Below are 22465 nucleotides of genomic sequence, written 5' to 3'. Positions count from 1 at the left end.
CGGCGGCGATTCTATCAGTCCGACAGCTTGACGGCATCTACGCGACGCTTTGCCGCGTACTGGCAGCGCGCCGTATACTTCCTTGTTTATGCCCGCCGAGCGAGGCCGCAGTGGACAAGATCCTGATTCGTGGGGCACGTACCCACAACCTGAAGAACATCGACCTGACCCTGCCGCGGGACAAGCTGATCGTGATCACCGGTTTGTCCGGTTCCGGCAAGTCGTCCCTGGCGTTCGACACGTTGTACGCCGAAGGCCAGCGCCGCTATGTGGAATCGCTGTCGGCCTACGCCCGGCAGTTCCTGTCGATGATGGAAAAGCCCGACGTCGACACCATCGAAGGCTTGTCGCCGGCCATTTCCATCGAGCAGAAGTCGACTTCGCACAACCCGCGTTCCACCGTCGGCACCATCACCGAGATCTACGACTACCTGCGCCTGCTGTATGCCCGCGTGGGTACCCCGCGTTGCCCGGACCACGATATTCCGCTGGAAGCGCAAACCATTAGCCAGATGGTCGACCTGGTGCTGGAGCGGCCCGAGGGCAGCAAGCTGATGCTGCTGGCGCCGGTTATCCGCGAGCGCAAAGGTGAGCACCTGGCGGTGTTCGACGAGCTGCGCGCCCAGGGTTTCGTGCGCGCACGGGTCAACGGCAAGCTGTACGAGCTCGATGAACTGCCCAAGCTGGACAAGCAGAAGAAGCACAGCATCGATGTGGTGGTGGACCGCTTCAAGGTGCGCGCCGACCTGCAGCAGCGCCTGGCCGAGTCGTTCGAGACCGCGCTCAAGCTGGCCGACGGTATCGCCCTGGTGGCACCGATGGACGACGAGGAAGGCGAAGAGACGATCTTCTCCGCCCGCTTCGCCTGCCCGGTCTGCGGCCATGCGATCAGTGAGCTGGAGCCCAAGCTGTTCTCCTTCAACAACCCCGCCGGCGCCTGCCCGACCTGCGATGGCCTGGGGGTGAAGCAGTTCTTCGACACCAAGCGCCTGGTCAACACTGAGCTGACCCTGGCTGAAGGGGCGATCCGAGGCTGGGACAGGCGCAACGTCTATTACTTCCAGATGCTCGGCTCGCTGGCCGCGCATTACGGCTTTAGCCTGGAAGAACCGTTCGGCGAGCTGTCTGCCGACCACCAGAAGGTGATTTTGCAAGGCAGCGGCAAGCATAGCGTCGACTTCAAGTACCTCAACGACCGTGGGGACATCGTCAAACGCACGCACCCGTTCGAAGGCATCGTGCCAAACCTGGAGCGACGCTACCGCGAGACCGAGTCGGCCACCGTGCGTGAGGAGCTGGCCAAGTTCCTCGGTACCCAACCCTGCCCCGACTGCCGCGGCACCCGCCTGCGCCGTGAGGCGCGTCACGTATGGGTTGGCGAGAAAACCCTGCCGGCGGTAACCAACCTGCCGATTGGTGAAGCCAGCAATTATTTCGGCGAACTGACACTGACCGGGCGTCGGGGCGAAATCGCCTCGAAGATTCTCAAGGAAATCTGCGAACGCCTGCAGTTCCTGGTCAACGTGGGCCTGGATTACCTCACCCTCGACCGCAGTGCCGACACGCTGTCGGGCGGCGAAGCACAGCGGATCCGCCTTGCCAGCCAGATCGGCGCAGGCCTGGTAGGCGTGATGTATATCCTTGATGAACCGTCCATCGGTCTTCATCAACGGGACAACGACCGCCTGCTCGCCACCCTCAACCACCTGCGCGATCTGGGCAACACGGTGATCGTGGTCGAGCACGATGAAGACGCCATCCGCCTGGCTGACTACGTCGTGGACATCGGCCCGGGTGCCGGTGTGCATGGTGGCCAGATCGTCGCTGAGGGGACACCGCAGGAGGTCATGGACCACCCTGACTCGCTGACCGGCAAATACCTGTCGGGTCGCAAGAAGATCGCCGTGCCGGCCAAACGTACACCGCGTAACAAGAAGCTGTCGCTGAAGCTCAAGGGTGCCCGCGGCAACAACCTGCAGAACGTCGACCTGGAAATCCCGATCGGCCTGCTGACATGCGTGACGGGTGTATCGGGCTCCGGCAAGTCGACGCTGATCAACAATACGCTTTACCCCCTCGCTGCCACCGCGCTCAACGGCGCAAGTAGCCTGGAAGCCGCGCCACACAGCAACATGGATGGCCTGCAGCACCTGGACAAGGTGGTCGATATCGACCAGAGCCCGATCGGCCGCACTCCGCGCTCCAACCCGGCGACCTATACCGGCATCTTCACGCCGATCCGCGAGCTGTTCTCCGGTGTGCCGGAGTCGCGCTCACGCGGCTACGGCCCAGGCCGTTTTTCCTTCAACGTCAAAGGTGGGCGTTGCGAGGCTTGCCAGGGCGACGGCCTGATCAAGGTCGAAATGCACTTCCTGCCGGATATCTACGTGCCGTGCGATGTGTGCAAGAGCAAGCGCTACAACCGCGAAACCCTGGAGATCAAGTACAAGGGCAAGAACATCCACGAGGTGCTGGAAATGACCATCGAGGATGCCCGCGATTTCTTCGACGCGGTGCCAGCGCTGGCGCGCAAGCTGCAGACGCTAATGGACGTCGGCCTGTCGTACATCAAGCTGGGGCAGTCGGCGACGACCTTGTCCGGCGGTGAGGCGCAGCGCGTCAAGTTGTCCCGCGAGTTGTCCAAACGCGACACCGGCAAGACCCTGTACATCCTCGACGAGCCGACCACAGGCCTGCACTTCGCCGATATTCAGCAATTGCTCGATGTCCTGCACCGCCTGCGCGATCACGGCAACACCGTGGTGGTGATCGAGCACAACCTGGACGTGATCAAGACAGCCGACTGGTTGGTTGACCTGGGGCCGGAGGGGGGCTCCAAAGGTGGGCAGATCATTGCCAGTGGCACCCCGGAAGAACTGGCCAAGATGAAGCAGTCCTATACGGGGCATTACCTTAAGCCACTGCTGGAGCGTGACCGGGCCTGAAAGGCCTGTGCATGAAAAAGCCCCTGGTACCGATGGTGCCAGGGGCTTTTTCGTGGACTGTGGATAACTTACATCTGCGATTGCAGGTAGTTTTCCAGGCCGATGGCCTTGATCAGGCCCTGCTGCTTCTCCAGCCAGTAGGTGTGATCTTCTTCGGTATCGGCCAATTGCGCGCGCAGGATGTCGCGGCTGATGTAATCCTTGTGCAACTCGCACAGTTCGATGCCTTTGCACAATGCAGCGCGGACCTTGTACTCAAGCTTGAGGTCGGCCTCGATCATTTCCGGCACGGTGCTGCCTACTTCCAGGTCATCCGCGCGCATGTCGGGGGTGCCTTCGAGCATCAGGATACGACGCATCAGCGCGTCGGCGTGCTGGGTCTCTTCTTCCATCTCGTGGTTGATACGGTCGTAGAGCTTGGCCAGGCCCCAGTCTTCGTACATGCGCGAGTGAATGAAGTATTGGTCGCGTGCTGCCAGTTCGCCCTTCAGCAACGTGACGAGATAATTGATTACGTCCGGGTGACCTTGCATCGCCCTGCTTCTCCCTGTGGATACGTCTATATGGAACATAGTGTGAACCAGGAATTGCTGGCGGTCACTGAAAACCGCGCAATTAGAAGCAAAAAATCGGTTAAACAGTAGTGATATTCATTGAAAAACCGCCCAAATGAGGGCGGTTCTTCTTATCACTTCGAGTCAGGCGAGATTCACACCCAACGCCTTGGCGATCCCTTCTCCGTAGGCCGGGTCGGCTTTGAAGAAGTATTGCAACTGCCGCTGGATGACGTCTTCGCTGACGCCTGCCATGGTCCCTGCGATGTTGCTGATCAGCAGTGCCTGCTGTTCGTCGCTCATCAGGCGGAACAGCGCACCGGCGTGGCTGTAGTAGTCGTTGTCCTCGCGGTGATCATAGCGCTCCGCAGAACCGTTCAGGGCCAGCGCAGGTTCCGCGTGGCGTGGCGACTGCTTTGGCGCATCGCCATAGCTGTTGGGCTCATAGTTGGGCGCACTGCCATAGCTGCCCACCGCCATCGAACCATCCCGCTGGTAGCTGTTCACCGGGCAGCGCGGCGCATTGACCGGCAACTGCTGATGGTTGGTGCCCACGCGGTAGCGGTGCGCATCGGCGTAGGCAAACACCCGGCCTTGCAGCATACGGTCGGGCGACAGGCCCACGCCCGGCACCATGTTGCTCGGCCCGAATGCCGCCTGCTCGACCTCTGCGAAATAGTTGAGCGGGTTGCGGTTGAGTTCCAGCACGCCTACTTCAATCAGGGGATAGTCTTTCTGCGACCAGGTTTTGGTGACATCGAACGGGTTTTCGTCGCGGCTTGCCGCCTCGGCCTCGCTCATCACCTGAATGCACACGGTCCAACGCGGGTAATCGCCGCGCTCGATAGCCTCGAACAGGTCACGCTGGGCGTAGTCCGGGTCAGTACCGGCCAGGCGTGCGGCATCCGCAGGCGCGAGGTTCTTGATGCCCTGCTGGGTCTTGAAGTGCCATTTGACCCAAGTACGCTCGCCAGCAGCGCTGATCAGGCTGTAGGTGTGGCTGCCGAAGCCGTGCATGTGACGGTAGCCGTCCGGGATGCCACGATCAGAGAACAGGATGGTGACCTGGTGCAGCGCCTCAGGCGAATGCGACCAGAAGTCCCACATCATCTGCGCGCTCTTAAGGTTGGACTGCGGGTGGCGCTTCTGGGTGTGGATAAAGTCCGGGAACTTGAGCGGGTCACGGATAAAGAACACCGGGGTGTTGTTGCCCACGATGTCCCAGTTGCCTTCTTCTGTGTAGAACTTGACCGCAAAACCGCGAGGGTCCCGCTCGGTATCAGCAGAACCGCGCTCGCCACCAACGGTAGAGAACCGCAGGAACGTTTCGGTCTCTTTGCCGATCTGTTCGAACAGCTTGGCACTGGTGTATTGAGTGATGTCGCGAGTAACGGTAAAGGTGCCATAAGCCCCTGAACCCTTGGCGTGAACGCGACGCTCGGGAATGTTCTCGCGATTGAAGTGGGCGAGCTTCTCGATCAGGTGGAAATCGTCTAGCAGGAGCGGGCCGCGTGGGCCGGCAGAGCGGGAATTCTGGTTGTCAGCTACTGGGGCACCGCTGGCGGTGGTGAGAATCTTGCTCATGGGCTCTCCTTATCGGTCTTGAACTGCCGGCTAAATCGGCTTGGACAGGAGTATTGACGAGCGGTCGTTTCAGAACAAATTCATTACATGACTTGTATCAATAGAAATAAACAATACCTGCAGACACAAAAAACCGGGCACTAGGCCCGGTTTTTTGTAGCAGACAGAACGTCTTACTCGGCAGCTTCTACAGCACCACCGACTGGACGATCAACCAGCTCGACGTACGCCATAGGCGCGTTGTCGCCAGCGCGGAAACCGCACTTCAGGATGCGCAGGTAGCCGCCCTGACGGGTGGCGTAGCGCTTGCCCAGATCGTTGAACAGTTTGCCAACAGCGGTCTTCGAACGGGTACGGTCGAAGGCCAGACGACGGTTAGCAACGCTGTCTTCCTTGGCCAGGGTGATCAGCGGCTCGGCAACGCGGCGCAGTTCCTTGGCTTTCGGCAGGGTGGTTTTGATCAGCTCGTGCTCGATCAACGACACAGCCATGTTCTGGAACATAGCTTTGCGGTGAGAGCTGGTACGGCTCAGGTGACGTCCACTTTTACGATGACGCATGATTCATTCCTTACCAAACACTACGTTCGGTGATTACGACGATCAGGCGGTCGCCTTGTCGTCTTTCTTAAGACTTGCAGGCGGCCAGTTGTCGAGGCGCATGCCGAGAGACAGACCACGAGAGGCCAGGACGTCCTTGATTTCAGTCAGGGACTTCTTGCCCAGGTTAGGAGTCTTCAACAGCTCTACTTCGGTACGCTGAATCAGGTCGCCGATGTAGTAGATGTTCTCCGCCTTGAGGCAGTTGGCCGAACGTACAGTCAGTTCCAGGTCGTCAACCGGACGCAGCAGGATCGGATCGATCTCGTCTTCCTGCTCGACTACGACAGGCTCACTGTCACCTTTGAGGTCCACGAACGCGGCCAGCTGCTGTTGCAGGATGGTCGCAGCGCGACGGATTGCCTCTTCAGGATCCAGGGTGCCGTTGGTTTCCAGATCAATGACCAGCTTGTCCAAGTTGGTACGCTGTTCAACACGTGCGTTTTCGACCACATAGGCGATACGACGCACAGGGCTGAACGAAGCGTCCAACTGCAGACGGCCAATGCTACGGCTTTCGTCTTCGTCGGTTTGACGGGAGTCAGCCGGCTCGTAACCGCGACCACGAGCTACGGTGAGCTTCATGTTCAGGGCGCCGTTCGACGCCAGGTTCGCGATTACGTGATCGGGGTTGACGATCTCGACATCGTGATCCAGCTGAATATCGGCAGCGGTAACCACCCCCGAACCCTTTTTCGACAAGGTCAGCGTAACTTCGTCACGACCGTGCAGTTTGATAGCCAGGCCTTTCAGGTTCAACAGGATTTCAATTACGTCTTCCTGTACACCTTCGATCGCGGAGTACTCATGGAGTACGCCATCGATCTCGGCCTCGACTACTGCACAGCCAGGCATGGAGGACAACAGGATGCGGCGCAGCGCGTTGCCCAGGGTATGGCCGAAGCCACGCTCGAGAGGCTCGAGCGTGATCTTGGCGCGGGTCGGACTGACTACCTGCACATCAATGTGGCGGGGAGTCAGGAACTCATTTACCGAAATCTGCATGGATGCACCTATTTTCTAGCCCTTACTTGGAGTAGAGCTCGACAATCAGGTTTTCGTTGATGTCGGCAGACAGGTCGCCACGAGCAGGAACGTTCTTGAAAACGCCCGACTTCTTGGCAGTATCAACGTCTACCCACTCAACGCGGCCACGCTGGGCGCACAGTTCAAGGGCTTGAACAATGCGCAGCTGGCTCAGCGACTTCTCGCGAACCGCGACCACGTCACCCGGACGAACTTGGTAGGATGGAATGTTTACAGTCTTACCGTTGACGCTGATCGCTTTGTGCGAAACCAGCTGACGGGACTCGGAACGAGTCGAGCCGAAGCCCATACGGTAAACGACGTTATCCAGACGGCACTCGAGCAGTTGCAGCAGGTTCTCACCGGTTGCGCCTTTTTTCGAGGCAGCAGCTTGGTAGTAACCGCGGAACTGACGCTCCAGAACACCGTAGATACGACGGACTTTTTGTTTCTCGCGCAGCTGGGTACCGTAGTCGGACTGACGGCCACGGCGCTGGCCGTGGATACCTGGGGCTGCTTCGATGTTGCACTTCGATTCCAGAGCGCGAACGCCGCTCTTCAGGAACAGGTCAGTGCCTTCACGACGAGACAGTTTGCATTTTGGACCAATGTAACGTGCCATTCTTCTGTCTCCTGATTACACGCGGCGCTTCTTCGGCGGACGGCACCCGTTATGCGGGATTGGCGTCACGTCGGTGATGCTGGCGATCTTGTACCCGCAGCTGTTCAATGCACGAACGGCGGACTCACGACCTGGACCTGGACCCTTGACGTTAACGTCGAGGTTTTTCAGACCGTATTCCAGCGCAGCTTGACCAGCACGCTCAGCAGCGATCTGTGCTGCGAACGGGGTGGATTTGCGCGAACCACGGAAACCCGAACCACCGGAGGTCGCCCAGGACAAAGCATTGCCCTGACGGTCGGTGATGGTCACGATGGTGTTGTTGAAAGAAGCGTGGATGTGGGCGATGCCATCAACCACTGTCTTTTTGACTTTCTTACGAGGACGAGCAGCAGGTTTTGCCATGTCTATATTCCTGGGCGATTACTTGCGGATCGGCTTACGCGGGCCCTTACGGGTGCGTGCGTTGGTCTTGGTGCGCTGACCGCGAACCGGCAGACCTTTACGATGACGCAGGCCGCGGTAGCAACCCAGGTCCATCAAGCGCTTGATCTTCATGTTGATGTCACGACGCAGGTCACCTTCGGTGGTGAACTTCGCAACTTCGCCACGCAGGGTTTCGATTTGCTCGTCGCTCAGATCCTTGATCTTTGCGGCTGGATTTACGCCAGCGTCTGCACAGATCTTCTGTGCAGTTGTGCGACCGACACCATAGATGTAGGTCAGCGAGATAACAGTATGCTTGTTATCTGGAATGTTGACGCCTGCAATACGGGCCATTCAGTGGGACTCCAATTGACAGCTACCTACGCCCCGGAAGCCAAGAAATAGGGCGCGAGATAATATCGCTGTAGAAACGAATAATCAACCCAGCAGCACACTAGCTGCTGGGTTTGAAACGCAGATCACACTCAGCCTTGGCGCTGTTTGTGACGCGGTTCCGCGCTGCAGATCACTCGTACGACGCCTTCGCGACGGATGATCTTGCAGTTACGGCACAGCTTTTTCACCGATGCACGAACTTTCATTACCGACTCCTCGAACCTTAGGGGCGTATCAGCGCAGCAGACCGCTGCCACCGTAGCCTTTCAGGTTGGCTTTCTTCATCAGGGATTCGTACTGGTGCGAAACGAGGTGCGATTGTACTTGGGACATGAAGTCCATCACAACCACTACCACAATCAGCAACGAGGTCCCGCCAAGGTAGAACGGCACATTTGCTGCCACCACCAGGAACTGGGGCAGAAGGCATACGGCCATCATGTATAGAGCACCGAACATGGTCAAACGGGTCAGAACGCCATCAATGTAGCGCGCCGACTGCTCACCAGGACGGATACCCGGAATAAAGGCACCGGACTTCTTCAGGTTTTCCGCTACGTCTTTCGGGTTGAACATCAACGCTGTGTAGAAGAAGCAGAAGAAAATGATCCCTGCACTAAACAGCAGAATGTTCAACGGCTGACCAGGAGCGATCGACTGCGAGATGTCCTGCAGCCAGCCCATACCTTCGGACTGACCGAACCAGGCACCCAACGAAGCCGGGAACAGCAGAATGCTGCTCGCGAAAATGGCCGGGATAACCCCCGCCATGTTCACTTTCAGCGGCAAGTGGCTGGTCTGCGCAGCGAAGACCTTGCGGCCCTGCTGACGCTTGGCGTAGTGAACGGCGATACGACGCTGACCACGCTCAATGAACACCACGAAACCGATAATCGCTACTGCCAGCAAACCGATAGCGACCAGGGCGAAAATGTTGATATCGCCTGTGCGCGCAGACTCGAAAGACTGCCCGATTGCTCTCGGAAGACCGGCAACGATACCTGCGAAGATCAACATCGAGATACCGTTGCCCACACCGCGCTCGGTGATCTGCTCGCCCAGCCACATCATGAACATCGCGCCCGCCACAAAGGTGGAGACGGCGACGACATGGAAGCCGAGGCCTGCAGAAAACGCCACGCCCTGGTTGGCCAGGCCAATGGACATGCCAATGGCTTGAACCAGCGCCAGGATAACGGTGCCGTAGCGGGTGTACTGGCTGATCTTACGACGGCCAGCTTCACCTTCCTTCTTCAACTGCTCCAGTTGCGGGCTGACCGCTGTCATCAGCTGCATGATGATCGATGCCGAGATGTACGGCATGATCCCCAGTGCAAAGATGCTCATGCGTTCGAGCGCGCCACCGGAAAACATGTTGAACAAGCTAAGAATGGTCCCCTCATTCTGCCGAAACAGATCCGCCAGACGGTCCGGATTGATGCCGGGAACCGGGATATGCGCACCTATCCGATAGACGATGATCGCCATGAACAGAAAGCGCAGACGAGCCCAGAGTTCCGACATCCCGCCCTTACCGAGCGAAGAGAGAGCACCTTGCTTAGCCATTTATTCCTCGAATTTGCCGCCAGCTGCTTCGATAGCCGCACGCGCACCCTTGGTGGCTGCGATGCCCTTGATGGTGACTGCGCGAGTAACTTCGCCAGACAGCATGATTTTCACACGCTGAATGTGCTGGTTGATCACGTTGGCATCCTTCAGGGATTGCACGGAGATCACGTCGCCTTCCACTTTAGCCAGCTCGGACAGACGCACTTCTGCGCGGTCCATGGCCTTCAGGGAAACGAAGCCGAACTTCGGCAGGCGACGGTGCAGCGGCTGTTGACCGCCTTCGAAGCCCGGAGCGATCGAACCACCCGAACGGGAAGTCTGACCTTTGTGGCCACGGCCGCCGGTCTTACCCAGACCGCTACCGATACCACGACCCGGACGATGCTTTTCGCGACGGGAACCCGGCGCTGGACTCAGATCATTGAGTTTCATCGATTAACCCTCGACGCGCAGCATGTAGTAAGCCTTGTTGATCATCCCGCGATTCTCGGGAGTATCCTGGACTTCTACAGTGTGACCGATGCGACGCAGACCCAGACCTTTAACGCACAGTTTGTGGTTAGGAATACGGCCCGAGACGCTCTTGATCAGCGTTACTTTTACGGTTGCCATGATCAGAAGATCTCCTCAACGCTCTTGCCGCGCTTGGCAGCAATGGACTCAGGAGATTGCATGGCTTTCAGACCCTTGAAGGTGGCGTAAACCACGTTCACTGGGTTGGTCGAACCGTAGCACTTGGCCAGGACGTTCTGAACACCAGCAACTTCCAGGACAGCACGCATAGCGCCGCCGGCGATGATACCGGTACCTTCCGAGGCAGGCTGCATGTAAACCTTCGAGGCGCCGTGGGCAGCCTTGGTGGCGTACTGCAGGGTGGTGCCCTTCAGGTCAACCTGGATCATGTTGCGACGAGCAGCTTCCATGGCTTTCTGGATCGCAGCAGGTACTTCGCGCGATTTGCCACGGCCGAAGCCGACACGACCCTTACCATCACCAACCACGGTCAACGCGGTGAAGGTGAAGATACGGCCGCCTTTAACGGTTTTAGCTACGCGGTTAACTTGAACCAGCTTCTCGATGTAGCCTTCGTCGCGCTTTTGATCGTTATTTGCCATAACTTAGAACTCCAGCCCGCCTTCACGAGCAGCATCAGCCAGCGCTTTGACGCGGCCATGGTACTTGAAGCCGGAACGGTCAAAGGCAACTTGAGATACACCGGCGGCTTTCGCACGCTCAGCTACCAGCTTGCCAACCTTAGTGGCCGCGTCGATGTTGCCGGTGGCGCCATGACGCAGGTCTTTGTCCAAGGTCGAGGCGCTTGCCAGAACCTTGCTGCCGTCGGCCGAAATGACCTGGGCGTAGATGTGCTGCGAGGAGCGGAACACGCACAGGCGCACGACTTCGAGTTCGTGCATCTTGAGACGTGCTTTGCGAGCGCGACGCAGTCGAGTAACTTTTTTGTCGGTCATTTGCTAGGCCCTACTTCTTCTTGGCTTCTTTACGACGGACTACTTCGTCCGCGTAACGCACACCTTTACCTTTGTAAGGCTCTGGCGGACGGAAGTCGCGGATTTCAGCGGCCACCTGACCTACCAGCTGCTTGTCGATACCCTTGATCAGGATGTCGGTTTGGCTGGGAGTTTCAGCAGTGATGCCGGCTGGCAGTTCGTAGTCCACTGGATGCGAGAAGCCCAGAGCCAGGTTCAGGACGGTGCCTTTGGCCTGTGCCTTGTAACCAACACCGACCAGCTGGAGCTTGCGCTCGAAGCCTTGGCTTACGCCTTGGACCATGTTGTTGACCAGAGCACGGGTAGTACCGGCCATGGCGCGAGCTTGCTGATCACCGTTGCGGGCGACGAAACGCAGTTCGCCGGACTCTTCGGTAACTTCAACAGACGAGTGAACGTTCAGTTCGAGAGTGCCTTTGGCACCCTTCACCGAAAGCTGTTGGCCGGCGAATTTGACTTCGACACCAGCTGGCAGCTTAACGGGGTTCTTAGCGACGCGAGACATGCCTATCTCCCCTTAGAACACTGTGCACAGAACTTCGCCGCCGACACCGGCAGCGCGCGCAGCGCGGTCAGTCATCACACCTTTGTTGGTGGAGACGATAGACACGCCCAGGCCGCCACGAACTTTCGGCAGGTCTGTGACGGACTTGTACTGGCGCAGGCCAGGACGGCTGGAACGCTTCAGTTCCTCGATGACCGGACGGCCTTCGAAGTACTTGAGTTCGATCGACAGGGACGGCTTGGCTTCACCAGTAACCTGGTAGCCAGCGATGTAACCTTCGTCTTTCAGAACTTTGGCAACCGCGACCTTCAGCGTGGAGGAAGGCATGCTTACGACGGACTTTTCAGCCATCTGGGCATTACGGATGCGAGTTAGCATGTCCGCTAACGGGTCCTGCATACTCATGGGCTAGATGCTCCTGATACAAGAATTATTAGCCTTGCGGCTATCACAACCACCAAAGCAGGCAGGGTAAAAAACCCAGGCTCGGGTGAGCCGGTCATTCTAGACACAAGGTAGAAACGAAACAAGCCCCATATAGGGGCTTGTTTGTTGGCGAGGTCACCGGCGGTCGGAAGATTGCTCCCCTTCCACCGGGATCACACCGGCAGCGATTACCAGGAGGCCTTGACCAGACCTGGTACGTCGCCACGCATTGCCGCTTGACGCAGCATGTTACGGCCCAGGCCGAACTTACGGTATACACCGTGAGGACGACCGGTCAGGCGGCAACGGTTGCGCAGACGCGCAGCGCTGGCATCACGTGGCTGCTTCTGCAGAGCGACAACGGCAGCGAAACGCTCTTCAGGAGAGGCGTTCACGTTGACGATGGTCGCTTTCAGCTCAGCACGCTTTTTGGCGAACTTGGCGACCGTGAGCTGACGCTTCAGCTCGCGGTTTTTCATGCTCTTCTTGGCCATTTTCCTACTCCAATCAGTTGCGGAACGGGAATTTGAATGCACGCAGCAGAGCGCGGCCTTCGTCATCCGAACGAGCAGTGGTGGTCAGGGTGATGTCCAAACCGCGCAGAGCATCGATCTTGTCGTAATCGATTTCCGGGAAGATGATCTGCTCTTTCACGCCCATGCTGTAGTTGCCACGACCATCGAAGGACTTGGCATTCAGGCCGCGGAAGTCGCGGACCCGAGGCAGGGAGATCGCCAGCAGGCGGTCCAGGAACTCGTACATTTTTTCGCGACGCAGGGTCACCTTGACGCCGATCGGCCATCCTTCACGGACTTTGAAGCCCGCGATGGATTTACGAGCGAAAGTCACAACCGGCTTTTGACCAGTGATCTTTTCCAGGTCAGCAACAGCGTGCTCGATGACTTTCTTGTCGCCGATCGCTTCGCCCAGACCCATGTTCAGGGTGATCTTGGTAACGCGCGGAACTTCCATCACGTTCGACAGCTTAAGTTCTTCCTTAAGCTTAGGAGCGATTTCGTTCCGGTAAATCTCTTTCAGTCGTGCCATGGTCTTCTACCTAGCAGTGTTCAAGCATCAACCGCTTTTTGGGTCGACTTGAAGACACGAATTTTCTTACCGTCTTCTACTTTGAAACCAACGCGGTCAGCCTTGTTGGTTTCGCCGTTGAAAATGGCAACGTTGGAAGCGTGCAGAGGCGCTTCTTTTTCGACGATACCGCCCTGAACGCCCGCCATCGGGTTAGGCTTGGTATGACGCTTGACCAGGTTCACACCACCGATGACCAGACGGTCGTCAGCGAGAACCTTCAGCACCTTACCGCGCTTACCTTTGTCTTTGCCGGCGATCACGATGATCTCGTCGTCACGACGAATCTTTTGCATGTCGGATCTCCTTACAGCACTTCAGGGGCGAGCGAGACGATCTTCATGAACTTCTCAGTACGAAGTTCACGGGTCACTGGCCCGAAGATGCGAGTGCCGATCGGCTCTTGCTTGGTGTTCAGCAGAACAGCAGCGTTGCCGTCGAAACGAATGATGGAACCGTCAGCGCGACGTACACCGTGACGGGTACGGACGACAACAGCAGTCATCACCTGGCCTTTTTTGACCTTACCGCGCGGAATTGCTTCCTTGACGGTTACTTTGATGATGTCACCGATGCCGGCGTAACGACGGTGCGAACCGCCGAGCACCTTGATGCACATGACGCGACGAGCGCCGCTGTTATCGGCCACATCGAGCATGGATTGAGTCTGAATCATAAAATTTCTCCGACCCCTAGCCCTTAGACTTCAACAGCGCGTTCGAGGACTTCAACCAGTGCCCAGGACTTGGTCTTGGCCAGCGGACGGGTTTCACGGATGGAAACCTTGTCGCCGATTTTGCACTGGTTGGATTCGTCGTGCGCGTGCAGCTTAGTCGAACGCTTAACGTATTTACCGTAGATCGGGTGCTTTACGCGACGCTCGATCAGAACGGTGATGGTCTTGTCCATTTTGTCGCTGACGACACGGCCAGTCAGCGTACGGACGGTTTTTTCAGCTTCAGCCATGATCACTTACCTGCCTGCTGGTTAAGCACAGTTTTCACGCGAGCGATGTCACGCTTAACTTGCGAGAGCAGGTGCGACTGCCCCAACTGGCCAGTTGCTTTCTGCATACGCAGATTGAACTGGTCGCGCAGCAAGCCGAGCAGTTGCTCATTCAGTTGCTGTGCAGATTTTTCACGAAGTTCATTCGCTTTCATCACATCACCGTCCGCTTAACAAAGGAGGTGGCGAGAGGCAGCTTTGCAGCAGCCAGGGCGAAAGCTTCGCGCGCCAGCTCTTCAGAAACACCCTCGATCTCGTACAGGACTTTGCCTGGCTGGATCTGGGCAACCCAGTATTCCACGGAGCCCTTACCTTTACCCATACGAACCTCGAGAGGTTTCTTGGAGATCGGCTTGTCCGGGAAGACACGGATCCAGATCTTGCCGCCACGTTTTACGTGACGAGTCAGAGCACGACGCGCCGACTCGATCTGGCGGGCGGTGAGGCGACCGCGAGCAACAGCTTTCAGGGCGAATTCGCCGAAGCTGACTTTGCTACCGCGCAGTGCCAGACCACGGTTGTGGCCAGTCATCTGCTTGCGGAATTTTGTACGCTTTGGTTGCAACATTTGGCGTACCCCTTACTTAGCAGCTTTTTTACGAGGCGCTGGTGCTTGTGGTTTCAGTTCTTCTTGGCGACCACCAATAACTTCGCCTTTGAAGATCCAAACCTTCACACCGATCACACCATAAGTGGTGTGAGCTTCGTAGGTGTTGTAGTCGATATCGGCACGCAGGGTGTGCAGGGGCACACGACCTTCGCGATACCACTCGGTACGAGCAATCTCAGCACCGCCGAGACGACCGCTCACCTGGATCTTGATGCCCTTGGCACCAATACGCATGGCGTTCTGTACGGCGCGCTTCATGGCGCGACGGAACATTACGCGGCGTTCCAGCTGCTGAGCTACGCTCTGCGCAACCAGCATGGCGTCGAGTTCCGGCTTGCGGATCTCTTCGATGTTGATGTGCACAGGCACACCCATCTGCTTGGTCAGGTCCTGACGCAGCTTCTCGACATCTTCACCTTTCTTACCGATAACGATACCGGGACGAGCGGTGTGGATGGTGATGCGTGCAGTTTGAGCCGGACGATGAATATCGATACGGCTTACGGACGCGCTTTTTAGTTTGTCTTGGAGGTACTCACGCGTTTTCAGATCCTTCAACAGGTAATCTGCGTAAGTAGCACCGTCTGCGTACCAGACGGAGGTGTGCTCCTTGACGATTCCCAGGCGAATGCCAGTGGGATGTACTTTCTGACCCATCTGATCGACTCCGTTACTTGTCCGCAACCTTGACAGTGATATGGCAAGACCGCTTGACGATGCGATCAGCACGGCCTTTGGCACGTGGCATGATGCGCTTCAGCGAACGCCCTTCGTTGACGAAGACGGTGGAGACCTTCAGGTCATCAACGTCTGCGCCTTCGTTGTGTTCGGCGTTGGCAACGGCCGACTCGAGGACTTTCTTCATGATTTCAGCGGCTTTTTTGCTGCTGAAGGCCAACAGGTTGAGCGCTTCGCCCACCTTCTTCCCGCGGATCTGGTCGGCGACCAAGCGGGCTTTCTGGGCGGAGATGCGAGCGCCCGACAACTTAGCGGCTACTTCCATTTCCTTACCCCTTAACGCTTGGCTTTCTTGTCAGCCACGTGCCCGCGATAGGTGCGGGTACCGGCGAACTCGCCCAGTTTGTGGCCGACCATGTCTTCGTTCACGAGAACTGGGACATGCTGGCGACCGTTGTGAACCGCGATGGTCAGACCGACCATTTGTGGCAGGATCATCGAGCGACGCGACCAGGTTTTAACTGGTTTGCGATCGTTCTTCTCCACCGCCACTTCGACCTTCTTCAACAGGTGAAGATCGATAAAAGGACCTTTTTTCAGAGAACGTGGCACTGTCGTATCCCTCTAGTTACTTGCGACGACGGACGATCATGTTGTCGGTACGCTTATTACCGCGGGTTTTAGCACCCTTGGTTGGGAAGCCCCATGGCGATACCGGATGACGACCACCGGAGGTACGACCTTCACCACCACCATGCGGGTGGTCAACCGGGTTCATGGCAACACCACGAACGGTTGGGCGAACGCCGCGCCAGCGTTTGGCACCAGCTTTACCCAGCGAGCGCAGGCTGTGCTCGGAGTTCGAGACTTCGCCCAGGGTCGCACGGCACTCAGCCAGTACTTTACGCATCTCACCGGAGCGCAGACGCAGAGTCACGTAGACGCCGTCACGAGCGATCAGCTGAGCCGAAGCACCAGCGGAACGAGCGATCTGAGCACCTTTACCCGGCTTCAGTTCGACGCCGTGAATGGTGCTACCTACTGGGATGTTGCGCAGCTGCAGGGAGTTACCGGCCTTGATAGGGGCCAGTGCACCTGCGATCAGCTGGTCGCCAGCGCTCACGCCTTTAGGGGCGATGATGTAGCGACGCTCACCGTCTGCGTAGCACAGCAGGGCGATGTGAGCAGTACGGTTTGGATCGTATTCGATACGCTCGACAGTGGCTGGGATGCCATCTTTGTCGTTGCGACGGAAGTCGACCAGACGGTAATGCTGCTTATGACCACCACCAACGTGACGAGTGGTAATGCGGCCATTGTTGTTACGACCACCAGACTTCGATTTCTTCTCGAGCAGCGGTGCGTGAGGAGCGCCTTTGTGCAGCTCCTGGTTGACCACCTTGACCACGAAACGGCGGCCAGGGGAAGTCGGTTTGCATTTAACGATTGCCATGATGCACCCCTTCCTTACTCAGCACTGCTGCTGAAATCGAGATCTTGGCCTGGCTGAAGGGAGACGATCGCCTTCTTCCAGTCATTACGCTTGCCCAGACCACGTGCGGTACGCTTGGTTTTACCCAGAACGTTAACGGTCGACACGTTTTCAACTTTTACGCTGAACAGGCCTTCGACAGCTTTCTTGATTTCCAGCTTGGTTGCATCAGTAGCAACCTTGAATACGAACTGGCCTTTTTTCTCAGCCAGAACGGTAGCCTTCTCGGAAACGTGCGGGCCAAGGAGGACTTTGAATACGCGTTCCTGGTTCATCCCAGCAGCTCCTCGAATTTCTTCACGGCCGAGACAGTGATCAACACTTTCTCGTATGCGATCAGACTGACCGGGTCGGAACCTTGAACGTCACGTACATCGACGTGCGGCAGGTTACGAGCAGCCAGGTACAGGTTCTGATCAACAGCGTCCGAAACGATCAGAACGTCGGTCAGACCCATGCCGTTCAGCTTGTTCAGCAGATCTTTGGTTTTCGGTGCTTCAACAGCGAAGTCCTGAACCACGACCAGACGGTCGCTACGCACCAGCTCAGCGAGGATGGAGCGCAGGGCTGCGCGGTACATCTTCTTGTTGAGCTTCTGCGAGTGATCTTGAGGACGAGCTGCGAAGGTTACACCACCGCCACGCCAGATCGGACCACGAGTGGTACCAGCACGAGCACGGCCAGTACCCTTCTGACGCCATGGGCGCTTACCGCCACCAGCCACGTCGGAACGGGTCTTTTGCTGCTTGGTGCCCTGACGGCCGCCGGCCATGTAGGCCACGACTGCTTGGTGTACCAGCGTCTCGTTGAATTCGCCACCGAAAGTCAGTTCGGAAACTTCGATCGCCTGAGCGTCATTTACATTAAGTTGCATGTCAGTTTCCCCTTAACCGCGAGCCTTGACAGCCGGACGTACAACCACGTCGCCGCCAGTAGCGCCAGGAACGGCACCCTTGACGAGCAGCAGGTTGCGCTCAGCGTCTACGCGAACTACTTCCAGGGACTGAACAGTCACGCGCTCGGCGCCCATGTGACCGGACATTTTCTTGCCCTTGAACACACGACCAGGAGTCTGGCACTGGCCGATGGAGCCTGGGACACGGTGCGACACGGAGTTACCGTGGGTGTTGTCCTGGCCACGGAAGTTCCAGCGCTTGATGGTACCGGCGAAGCCTTTACCTTTGGACTGACCAGTAACGTCTACCAGCTGGCCTGCAGTGAAGAGTTCAGCTTTGATCGAGTCGCCAGCCTGGAACTCGCCTTCTTCAAGGCGGAACTCCCAGACACCGCGACCAGCGGCAACGTTGGCCTTGGCGAAGTGACCTGCCTGAGCGGCAGTCACACGCGAAGCACGACGCTCGCCGACAGTGACTTGCACTGCACGGTAGCCATCGGTTTCTTCGGTTTTGAACTGGGTGACACGATTCGGCTCGATCTCAATGACCGTGACCGGAATGGAGACACCTTCTTCGGTGAAAATGCGGGTCATACCGCACTTGCGACCGACTACACCAATAGTCATGTTGTAACCTCATGAGTGTACGGGGCTTTCACCCGCTATGGCCGCCCATTTCAGAGCGTTACACGGTTAAGACCGAAGTCTTAGCCGAGGCTGATCTGCACTTCCACACCTGCCGCCAGATCAAGCTTCATCAGCGCGTCAACGGTTTTATCCGTTGGCTGGACGATGTCCAGAACACGCTTATGAGTGCGGATCTCGTACTGGTCACGCGCGTCTTTGTTGACGTGCGGGGAAACCAGAACGGTGAAACGCTCTTTGCGGGTAGGCAGTGGAATTGGACCACGCACTTGTGCACCAGTACGTTTCGCGGTTTCCACGATTTCCTGGGTGGATTGGTCGATCAGGCGATGGTCGAAAGCCTTCAACCTGATACGGATTTGCTGATTTTGCATTGGATTTCAGACTCCAGGCTGTTCCCAACGGACGCACTACGCCCGCTAAAAGGAGGCGTGATTCTATAGACGCCCCAATTTAGTGTCAACCCAATAAAAAAAACCCCCGCTGAGCGGGGGTTTTTTCAATCGGTCGAGTGATTACTCGATGATTTTGGCTACGACGCCGGCGCCGACGGTACGACCGCCTTCACGGATAGCGAAGCGCAGACCGTCTTCCATTGCGATGGTCTTGATCAGGGTAACAGTCATCTGAATGTTGTCACCTGGCATTACCATTTCAACGCCTTCCGGCAGTTCGCAGTTACCGGTCACGTCAGTGGTACGGAAGTAGAACTGAGGACGGTAGCCTTTGAAGAACGGAGTGTGACGGCCGCCTTCTTCCTTCGACAGAACGTAGACTTCTGCGGTGAACTTGGTGTGCGGCTTGACCGAACCTGGCTTGACCAGAACCTGGCCACGCTCAACGTCGTCACGCTTGGTACCACGCAGCAGAACGCCGCAGTTCTCGCCAGCACGGCCTTCGTCCAGCAGCTTGCGGAACATCTCAACACCGGTGCAGGTGGTGGTGGTGGTGTCACGCAGACCAACGATTTCCAGGGCGTCCTGAACGCGGACGATACCACGCTCGATACGGCCGGTAACAACGGTACCACGACCCGAAATCGAGAACACGTCTTCGATCGGCATCAGGAACGGCTGGTCGATGGCACGAACTGGCTCAGGAATGTAGCTGTCCAGAGTCTCTACCAGCTTCTTGACAGCGGTAGTGCCCATTTCGTTGTCGTCTTTGCCTTCCAGGGCCATACGAGCGGAACCGATGATGATCGGAGTGTCGTCGCCTGGGAAGTCATAGGTGGACAGCAGGTCGCGAACTTCCATCTCGACCAGTTCCAGCAGCTCAGCGTCGTCTACCAGGTCAGCCTTGTTCAGGAAGACCACGATGTACGGAACGCCAACCTGACGGGACAGCAGGATGTGCTCACGGGTTTGTGGCATCGGACCATCGGCGGCCGAGCAAACCAGGATCGCGCCGTCCATCTGGGCAGCACCGGTGATCATGTTCTTCACGTAGTCAGCGTGACCTGGGCAGTCAACGTGAGCGTAGTGACGAATGGTCGAGTTGTACTCAACGTGAGCGGTGTTGATGGTGATACCGCGCGCTTTTTCTTCCGGAGCCGAGTCGATCTTGTCGAACTCAACGATTGCCGAACCGAAAACTTCGGAGCAAACGCGAGTCAGAGCTGCGGTCAGAGTGGTCTTACCGTGGTCAACGTGGCCGATAGTGCCGACGTTAACGTGGGGAAGGGAACGATCAAATTTTTCTTTAGCCACGACAGTGAACCTCTTGCCTAAAGGGGATTAGCCTTGTTTTTTAACGAGTGCTTCGACGATGTTCGACGGAGCTTCGGCGTATTTGGAGAATTCCATGGAGTAGCTTGCGCGACCCTGAGACATGGAACGAACGTCGGTCGCATAACCGAACATCTCTCCGAGCGGTACTTCAGCACGGACGACGCGGCCGGAGACCGACTCATCCATACCCTGGACCAGACCACGACGACGGTTCAGGTCACCCATCACGTCACCCAGGTAGTCTTCCGGGGTTACAACTTCGACCTTCATGATCGGCTCGAGGACCACGCCACCGCCCTTCTGGGCCAGTTGCTTGGTTGCCATCGAAGCAGCGATTTTGAACGCCATTTCGTTGGAGTCGACGTCGTGGTACGAACCGTCGAATACCGCGGCCTTCAGGCCGATCAGAGGATAGCCGGCAACAACGCCGTTCTTCATCTGCTCTTCGATACCCTTCTGGATCGGTGCGATGAATTCCTTAGGAATCACGCCACCAACGACTTCGTTGGAGAACACCAGACCTTCGGTGATGTTGCCTTTCTCGTCCTGATCTGGCTCCGAGAAGCGGATCCAGCAGTGACCGAACTGACCACGACCACCCGACTGACGAACGAACTTGCCTTCGATCTCGACGTTGGACTTGGTGATCTTCTCGCGGTACGAAACCTGAGGCTTACCGATGTTGGCTTCGACGTTGAACTCGCGCTTCATGCGGTCAACGAGGATGTCCAGGTGCAGCTCACCCATGCCCGAGATGATGGTCTGGCCAGTCTCTTCGTCGGTCTTGACGCGGAACGACGGGTCTTCCTGGGCCAGCTTGCCCAGAGCGATACCCATCTTCTCCTGGTCAGCCTTGGTTTTCGGCTCGACGGAGAGCGAAATTACCGGCTCAGGGAAGTCCATACGCTCAAGGATGATTGGCTTGTCGGCGTTGCACAGGGTTTCGCCCGTGGTCACGTCTTTCATGCCGATCAGTGCAGCGATGTCGCCAGCGCGCACTTCCTTGATCTCTTCACGCTGGTTGGCGTGCATCTGCACCATACGACCAACGCGCTCTTTCTTGCCTTTGACCGAGTTGATGACCGAGTCACCAGAGGTCAGAACGCCCGAGTAGACGCGAACGAAGGTCAGAGTACCCACGAACGGGTCGGTCGCAATCTTGAACGCCAGAGCCGAGAACGGCTCGTTGTCGTCAGCGTGACGCTCGTCTTTACGAACAGCCGGATCTTCTTTGTCCAGATCCTTGTCATCCGGGTTGATACCCTGGATTGCAGGAATCTCGGTCGGAGCAGGCAGGTAGTCGATGACGGCGTCGAGAACCAGGGGAACACCCTTGTTCTTGAACGACGAACCGCAGACGGCCGGTACGATTTCGCTGGCCAGGGTGCGAGCACGCAGACCGGCTTTGATCTCTTCGACGGTCAGCTCTTCGCCTTCCAGGTACTTGTTCATCAGCTCTTCGCTGGACTCGGCAGCCGCTTCAACCATGTTGGAGCGCCACTCTTGAGCCAGCTCCAGCATATCGGCAGGAATTTCTTCCTCGCGATAGGTGGTGCCTTTGTCGTCGTCGTTCCAGTAGATAGCCTTCATCTTGATCAGGTCAACCTGACCCTGGAAGTTATCTTCCGAACCGATGGCCAGCTGAACCGGAACCGGGGTGTGACCCAGACGGTTCTTGATCTGACCTACGACGCGCAGGAAGTTTGCACCGGCACGGTCCATCTTGTTCACGTAGACAACACGTGGAACGCCGTACTTGTTGGCTTGACGCCATACGGTTTCGGACTGAGGCTCAACGCCGGAGGTACCGCAGAACACAACGACCGCGCCGTCGAGTACACGCAGCGAACGCTCTACTTCAATGGTGAAGTCAACGTGGCCGGGGGTATCGATGACGTTTACACGGTAGTTGTCATACTGACCAACAGAACCTTTCCAGAAGGTGGTAACGGCAGCGGAGGTAATGGTGATACCCCGCTCCTGCTCCTGCACCATCCAGTCGGTGGTCGCGGCGCCGTCATGCACCTCGCCCATCTTGTGGCTCAGACCTGTGTAGAACAGGATCCGCTCGGTAGTGGTGGTCTTGCCCGCGTCAACGTGGGCACAGATACCAATGTTACGGTAGCGGTTAATAGCTGTAGTACGAGCCATAAAGCCCTCGCAA

The 22465-nt window shown here is 57.4% G+C and carries 33 protein-coding genes; 1 reads left to right on the top strand and 32 read right to left on the bottom strand.

The genetic code is table 11. From position 1 onward, the window contains the following. The first annotated feature begins 110 nt into the window (after nucleotides 1–110). Nucleotides 111–2945 carry an excinuclease ABC subunit UvrA gene (gene uvrA / locus ACFY68_RS18255; RefSeq protein ID WP_387530029.1) on the top strand — a complete coding sequence of 945 codons (2835 nt, stop codon included), beginning with the start codon at nucleotides 111–113 and terminating at the stop codon, nucleotides 2943–2945. Nucleotides 2946–3013: 68 nt separating this feature from the next. Here the strand turns inward: uvrA and bfr are convergent, their stop codons facing one another. The 32 genes from bfr to fusA form a co-directional block, all read right to left on the bottom strand. Further along, the gene (gene bfr / locus ACFY68_RS18250; protein ID WP_387530027.1) at nucleotides 3014–3478 is read right to left on the bottom strand and encodes a bacterioferritin; all 465 of its coding nucleotides are present in this window, start codon (nucleotides 3476–3478) and stop codon (nucleotides 3014–3016) included. A 165-nt stretch (nucleotides 3479–3643) separates the two neighbouring features. Continuing rightward, nucleotides 3644–5083, bottom strand: a complete 1440-nt coding sequence (locus ACFY68_RS18245; RefSeq protein ID WP_387530024.1) for a catalase — start codon at nucleotides 5081–5083, stop codon at nucleotides 3644–3646. Nucleotides 5084–5256: 173 nt separating this feature from the next. Further along, nucleotides 5257–5643, bottom strand: coding sequence for a 50S ribosomal protein L17 (gene rplQ / locus ACFY68_RS18240; protein WP_060478900.1), 387 nt, complete (start codon nucleotides 5641–5643; stop codon nucleotides 5257–5259). 42 nt (nucleotides 5644–5685) lie between these two features. Next, nucleotides 5686–6687, bottom strand: a complete 1002-nt coding sequence (locus ACFY68_RS18235) for a DNA-directed RNA polymerase subunit alpha (protein WP_003255452.1) — start codon at nucleotides 6685–6687, stop codon at nucleotides 5686–5688. Nucleotides 6688–6709: 22 nt separating this feature from the next. Beyond that, a complete protein-coding gene (rpsD, locus tag ACFY68_RS18230; protein WP_079226347.1) occupies nucleotides 6710–7330 on the bottom strand; it encodes a 30S ribosomal protein S4 in 621 nt (206 codons plus the stop codon). Between the two features lie 15 nt (nucleotides 7331–7345). Further along, on the bottom strand, nucleotides 7346–7735 hold the full coding sequence (rpsK, locus tag ACFY68_RS18225) for a 30S ribosomal protein S11 (RefSeq protein WP_003255454.1): 390 nt from the start codon (nucleotides 7733–7735) through the stop codon (nucleotides 7346–7348). 18 nt (nucleotides 7736–7753) lie between these two features. Beyond that, nucleotides 7754–8110 (bottom strand): 30S ribosomal protein S13, encoded by a 357-nt coding sequence (gene rpsM / locus ACFY68_RS18220; RefSeq protein WP_003255457.1) that lies wholly within the window; start codon nucleotides 8108–8110, stop codon nucleotides 7754–7756. A gap of 131 nt (nucleotides 8111–8241) precedes the next feature. Continuing rightward, entirely contained in the window at nucleotides 8242–8358 is a 117-nt protein-coding gene (gene rpmJ, locus ACFY68_RS18215) for a 50S ribosomal protein L36 (protein ID WP_002555468.1), read from the bottom strand. 28 nt (nucleotides 8359–8386) lie between these two features. Then, the gene (gene secY, locus ACFY68_RS18210; protein WP_003255459.1) at nucleotides 8387–9718 is read right to left on the bottom strand and encodes a preprotein translocase subunit SecY; all 1332 of its coding nucleotides are present in this window, start codon (nucleotides 9716–9718) and stop codon (nucleotides 8387–8389) included. Next, nucleotides 9719–10153 carry a 50S ribosomal protein L15 gene (rplO, locus tag ACFY68_RS18205; protein WP_003255461.1) on the bottom strand — a complete coding sequence of 145 codons (435 nt, stop codon included), beginning with the start codon at nucleotides 10151–10153 and terminating at the stop codon, nucleotides 9719–9721. 3 nt (nucleotides 10154–10156) lie between these two features. Continuing rightward, a complete protein-coding gene (rpmD, locus tag ACFY68_RS18200) occupies nucleotides 10157–10333 on the bottom strand; it encodes a 50S ribosomal protein L30 (RefSeq protein WP_008089798.1) in 177 nt (58 codons plus the stop codon). 2 nt (nucleotides 10334–10335) lie between these two features. Beyond that, nucleotides 10336–10836 (bottom strand): 30S ribosomal protein S5, encoded by a 501-nt coding sequence (gene rpsE, locus ACFY68_RS18195; RefSeq protein ID WP_003255465.1) that lies wholly within the window; start codon nucleotides 10834–10836, stop codon nucleotides 10336–10338. 3 nt (nucleotides 10837–10839) lie between these two features. Beyond that, a complete protein-coding gene (gene rplR, locus ACFY68_RS18190; RefSeq protein WP_387530014.1) occupies nucleotides 10840–11190 on the bottom strand; it encodes a 50S ribosomal protein L18 in 351 nt (116 codons plus the stop codon). A 10-nt stretch (nucleotides 11191–11200) separates the two neighbouring features. Then, nucleotides 11201–11734: a 50S ribosomal protein L6 gene (gene rplF, locus ACFY68_RS18185; protein ID WP_009681972.1), complete on the bottom strand. Its 534-nt coding sequence runs from the start codon at nucleotides 11732–11734 to the stop codon at nucleotides 11201–11203. A gap of 12 nt (nucleotides 11735–11746) precedes the next feature. Continuing rightward, nucleotides 11747–12139 (bottom strand): 30S ribosomal protein S8, encoded by a 393-nt coding sequence (gene rpsH / locus ACFY68_RS18180; RefSeq protein ID WP_008089805.1) that lies wholly within the window; start codon nucleotides 12137–12139, stop codon nucleotides 11747–11749. Nucleotides 12140–12348: 209 nt separating this feature from the next. After that, a complete protein-coding gene (gene rpsN, locus ACFY68_RS18175) occupies nucleotides 12349–12654 on the bottom strand; it encodes a 30S ribosomal protein S14 (protein ID WP_008089807.1) in 306 nt (101 codons plus the stop codon). A 13-nt stretch (nucleotides 12655–12667) separates the two neighbouring features. Further along, a complete protein-coding gene (rplE, locus tag ACFY68_RS18170; RefSeq protein ID WP_012316517.1) occupies nucleotides 12668–13207 on the bottom strand; it encodes a 50S ribosomal protein L5 in 540 nt (179 codons plus the stop codon). Between the two features lie 20 nt (nucleotides 13208–13227). Further along, nucleotides 13228–13542, bottom strand: a complete 315-nt coding sequence (rplX, locus tag ACFY68_RS18165; protein ID WP_003255476.1) for a 50S ribosomal protein L24 — start codon at nucleotides 13540–13542, stop codon at nucleotides 13228–13230. A gap of 11 nt (nucleotides 13543–13553) precedes the next feature. Next, nucleotides 13554–13922, bottom strand: a complete 369-nt coding sequence (gene rplN / locus ACFY68_RS18160) for a 50S ribosomal protein L14 (protein ID WP_008089810.1) — start codon at nucleotides 13920–13922, stop codon at nucleotides 13554–13556. Nucleotides 13923–13945: 23 nt separating this feature from the next. Next, nucleotides 13946–14212, bottom strand: a complete 267-nt coding sequence (gene rpsQ, locus ACFY68_RS18155; protein WP_008089812.1) for a 30S ribosomal protein S17 — start codon at nucleotides 14210–14212, stop codon at nucleotides 13946–13948. A 2-nt stretch (nucleotides 14213–14214) separates the two neighbouring features. After that, nucleotides 14215–14406 carry a 50S ribosomal protein L29 gene (rpmC, locus tag ACFY68_RS18150; RefSeq protein WP_002555481.1) on the bottom strand — a complete coding sequence of 64 codons (192 nt, stop codon included), beginning with the start codon at nucleotides 14404–14406 and terminating at the stop codon, nucleotides 14215–14217. Then, nucleotides 14406–14819 carry a 50S ribosomal protein L16 gene (rplP, locus tag ACFY68_RS18145; RefSeq protein ID WP_003255479.1) on the bottom strand — a complete coding sequence of 138 codons (414 nt, stop codon included), beginning with the start codon at nucleotides 14817–14819 and terminating at the stop codon, nucleotides 14406–14408. Before rplP ends, rpmC begins: the two co-directional genes overlap by 1 nt. Before the next feature lie 12 nt (nucleotides 14820–14831). Further along, the gene (gene rpsC / locus ACFY68_RS18140; RefSeq protein ID WP_003255481.1) at nucleotides 14832–15518 is read right to left on the bottom strand and encodes a 30S ribosomal protein S3; all 687 of its coding nucleotides are present in this window, start codon (nucleotides 15516–15518) and stop codon (nucleotides 14832–14834) included. A 13-nt stretch (nucleotides 15519–15531) separates the two neighbouring features. Further along, the gene (gene rplV, locus ACFY68_RS18135) at nucleotides 15532–15864 is read right to left on the bottom strand and encodes a 50S ribosomal protein L22 (protein WP_003103908.1); all 333 of its coding nucleotides are present in this window, start codon (nucleotides 15862–15864) and stop codon (nucleotides 15532–15534) included. Between the two features lie 11 nt (nucleotides 15865–15875). Next, entirely contained in the window at nucleotides 15876–16151 is a 276-nt protein-coding gene (rpsS, locus tag ACFY68_RS18130) for a 30S ribosomal protein S19 (RefSeq protein ID WP_003255482.1), read from the bottom strand. A 16-nt stretch (nucleotides 16152–16167) separates the two neighbouring features. Further along, entirely contained in the window at nucleotides 16168–16992 is an 825-nt protein-coding gene (gene rplB / locus ACFY68_RS18125) for a 50S ribosomal protein L2 (protein ID WP_346614689.1), read from the bottom strand. A gap of 14 nt (nucleotides 16993–17006) precedes the next feature. Then, nucleotides 17007–17306, bottom strand: coding sequence for a 50S ribosomal protein L23 (gene rplW / locus ACFY68_RS18120; protein ID WP_387530003.1), 300 nt, complete (start codon nucleotides 17304–17306; stop codon nucleotides 17007–17009). Further along, the gene (rplD, locus tag ACFY68_RS18115) at nucleotides 17303–17905 is read right to left on the bottom strand and encodes a 50S ribosomal protein L4 (protein ID WP_086974835.1); all 603 of its coding nucleotides are present in this window, start codon (nucleotides 17903–17905) and stop codon (nucleotides 17303–17305) included. Before rplD ends, rplW begins: the two co-directional genes overlap by 4 nt. A 12-nt stretch (nucleotides 17906–17917) precedes the next feature. Further along, nucleotides 17918–18553: a 50S ribosomal protein L3 gene (gene rplC, locus ACFY68_RS18110; RefSeq protein WP_012316519.1), complete on the bottom strand. Its 636-nt coding sequence runs from the start codon at nucleotides 18551–18553 to the stop codon at nucleotides 17918–17920. A gap of 80 nt (nucleotides 18554–18633) precedes the next feature. Then, the gene (rpsJ, locus tag ACFY68_RS18105; protein ID WP_003186070.1) at nucleotides 18634–18945 is read right to left on the bottom strand and encodes a 30S ribosomal protein S10; all 312 of its coding nucleotides are present in this window, start codon (nucleotides 18943–18945) and stop codon (nucleotides 18634–18636) included. A 141-nt stretch (nucleotides 18946–19086) separates the two neighbouring features. Continuing rightward, nucleotides 19087–20280 (bottom strand): elongation factor Tu, encoded by a 1194-nt coding sequence (gene tuf, locus ACFY68_RS18100; protein WP_046857347.1) that lies wholly within the window; start codon nucleotides 20278–20280, stop codon nucleotides 19087–19089. Between the two features lie 27 nt (nucleotides 20281–20307). Further along, a complete protein-coding gene (gene fusA, locus ACFY68_RS18095; RefSeq protein ID WP_387529995.1) occupies nucleotides 20308–22452 on the bottom strand; it encodes an elongation factor G in 2145 nt (714 codons plus the stop codon). Between the last annotated feature and the right edge of the window lie 13 nt (nucleotides 22453–22465).

The sequence above is a fragment of the Pseudomonas sp. NPDC012596 genome, from assembly GCF_042902325.1.
Lineage (GTDB): Bacteria > Pseudomonadota > Gammaproteobacteria > Pseudomonadales > Pseudomonadaceae > Aquipseudomonas.
Note: the sequence above shows the minus strand (reverse complement) of the source record. Positions and strands in the feature narration are given on the sequence as shown.